The following is a 2,704-nucleotide window of genomic DNA, read 5'->3' as shown; positions in this document are numbered from 1 at the left end:
GGACGGAAAACTCCCCCCATCCAAGTCGGGGATCGATTCATGAAGGCCAACGACCAGACCCGGAAAGTCTGGGAGGTATCCCGACTTTGGACGACCGTTGATGGCGTCCCTCATGCCCGCCTTGTTCACCAGCACGAGACGCTGATGGTGTCAGTTGGAACGTTGAACGATCAGGAGTTCTTTGTGGCTGTGCCTGTGATTCGGAGCGAGCCGTAAAGCAGGTCGGCGGTGGCGAACTGGCGAGAACTCCACCGCCGGATCGTGCTGGATGGATTTTGCACTTTGGGAGGGCCGTCCATCCAGATGTGGCCGCATTGGGGGGATGCCACCGGAAAAGGTTATCGTATTCGGCTTATGCCATCAAGGCGGAGATGATGAACGTAAACCCGAACATGGACACTGCATCGGTCACCGTAACGACGGTCAGCATTATCCATGTGAAGAACGCAGGAAAACTGCGTGCCTTGGCTGATGTTGAAGCCGTCTTTGATGGTGTGGTGATGATCATCCAAGGTGTCCAGGTGAGGGCTGATGGCAAAAGCACCGAGGTTTCCTTGCCAACATATCGGGCACCAGATGGTTCCTGGAGACCCGCAATCATCCTGCCCGACGAAATCAAGGAGGCCATTTCGGACACGGTGATTGCTGCGGGATTGGAGGCTGGAATCCTCCGGGTGAAGGAGGAATCCTTGGCGGAACAGTGCATGAAGGCAGAGCCGGACCCGAGGTAGGGAACTTGGGAAGTATATGCCTTTCGAAATAGGCGTGATACCCTTGCTGCGTGAGGGGCTTAAGCCGGACAGGCTTACGTGCTGGAGTATTTGCTAATGACCTCCAATGCACAATCAACTGGTGCGGTTTCTATTTCGGCATTTCGAAAGCTAATTGTAGGGTCTGCTGCATTATGGACAGCGGCAGTCTTGCTTTCGATTTGGATGGCGGCTGAAAACGAAAGGCAGCAAGCAGTGCGTTTGGCAGTTCAAGAAGCACGAACCAGCGTGCAAACAGATATTGGTTTCCGCCATTGGGTCGCATCTCATGGTGGAGTATATGTGGCTCCTGACGCCCAAACTTCCCCAAACCCGTATTTGAATGTCCCCGACCGTGATGTTGTAACCACGAACGGCAAACACCTGACCTTAATGAATCCTGCATACGTGCTGCGTCAACTGATGCAGTCGGGATTTGTTGCCAGGGGACGAATTACGAGCATGAAGCCCCTCAATCCGGAGAACGCCCCGGATGAATGGGAGCGTCAGGCTCTTCTGCGTCTGGAGCAGGGTGAGGCAGAGGTAACTGAAAAGGTTCTGAGCGACGGAAAAGCGGCGGTGCGTGTAATGGCACCAATCCGCGTCGAGCAATCCTGCCTAACTTGTCACGGCGATCAGGGCTATAAGGTTGGCGACCTGCGAGGTGGAATTGATGTCACCATTCCATTGGAGAAATTCGATGGACTTGCTTCCAAAGAAATCCAAAGATTAGCGATCAACCATGCAATCTTCTGGATTCTGGTGATGTCTGGAATCGGCTTGATATGGAACATCGGCAAATCACATATTCGGCGGCATGAATTATTAACCAAAAAGCATTTGATAACTCAATTCTCAATAGACAGAGCGGAGGAGCCTGTTTACTGGATTAGTGAATCTGGTATGCTTTCGTATGTGAATAATTCCGCATGTTCGCTTTTGGGGTACGCTGAGTCTGAAATATTGAACCTGCATGCATCAGAATTAAATCCGGATCATCCTCGGGATAAGTGGGCTGAGCATTGGGGTATTCTCAAAGAAAATGGGTTCATCAGGTTTGATGCAATTTTAAAACGCAAAGATGGATCGACGTTTCCGGTTGAAATATCTGCAAATTACCTTTCCCATGATGGGCAAGAATTTGATGTTGCGTTTGTTCGAGATATGAGTTCGCACAAGGAATCAAAGATTAAGATTGCCCATTTAACGGATATTTATGCAGCTTTGAGCCAGACCAACAAGGCCATCATTCGCAGCAAAAGCCGCCAGGAACTCTTTGATGCCATCGTTCGAATCTCCGTGGATTTCGGGCATTTTCGCATGGCGTGGATTGGCGTGGTCGATGATGCGAGCCAAGCAATAGTTCCAGCAGCTTGGGCTGGTGAGGGGATCGCCTATTTAGATGGTCTGAATGTGTCCGCTGATGTTGATAGCCCTTATGGACAAGGACCATCCGGACAATGCATTCGTGCTGGTGAGTACCGCGTTGCAGAAAATTTCTTTGGAACCCAGATAACAGCACCTTGGCATCAGAGGGCGGCATCGTTTAATTTTAATTCATCTGCCGCATTTCCGCTGAAAAATCAGGGGAAACCTATTGGAACATTATCGCTTTACTCAGACACCCCGGAATTTTTTACGGCTGATCTCATTGAACTTCTGACTGAAATGACCGATGAAATTTCATTCGCCTTGGATCGAATGGACCTTGAAGCCAGTCATCGTCAGCATGAAGCCGAGCAGAAGGAATTGGTCGAACGCTTGATGGCATCCAATACTGAATTGGAACGCTTTGCCTATGTCGCGTCTCATGACCTCCAAGAGCCGCTGAGAACCATTGTTTCCTTTACACAATTGCTGGATCGCCATCTGGGCGACAAGCTCCCGCCGGAAGACCGGGAGAACTTTGAATTCGTCGTTGGTGCAGCAAAGCGGATGGGGCTGCTGATCAACCA

3 protein-coding genes are annotated in these 2,704 nt (G+C 50.5%); all 3 read left to right on the top strand.

Features of this window, described 5'->3' with window-relative positions; genetic code table 11:
- Positions 1-216 (top strand): hypothetical protein (locus tag MTBSS4_RS22820; protein ID WP_368667805.1); only part of this gene is annotated, 216 nt, incomplete at its 5' end.
- 155 nt (positions 217-371) lie between these two features.
- Positions 372-731 (top strand): hypothetical protein, encoded by a 360-nt coding sequence (locus tag MTBSS4_RS17770; protein WP_245651213.1) that lies wholly within the window; start codon positions 372-374, stop codon positions 729-731.
- Positions 732-827: 96 nt separating this feature from the next.
- A partial coding sequence (locus MTBSS4_RS17765; protein WP_254432646.1) for a DUF3365 domain-containing protein occupies positions 828-2,704 on the top strand: 1,877 nt, incomplete at its 3' end.

The sequence above is a fragment of the Magnetospirillum sp. SS-4 genome (assembly GCF_902729425.1).
Taxonomy (GTDB): Bacteria; Pseudomonadota; Alphaproteobacteria; order Rhodospirillales; family Magnetospirillaceae; genus Phaeospirillum.
The sequence above is the reverse complement of the archived record's forward strand: the minus strand, read 5'-3'. Positions and strand labels throughout refer to the sequence as shown.

Excerpts from the sequence above, each read along its gene's own strand:
- MTBSS4_RS17770 (WP_245651213.1), top strand. The coding sequence starts at position 372 with ATGATGAACGTAAACCCGAACATGGACACTGCATCGGTCACCGTAACG.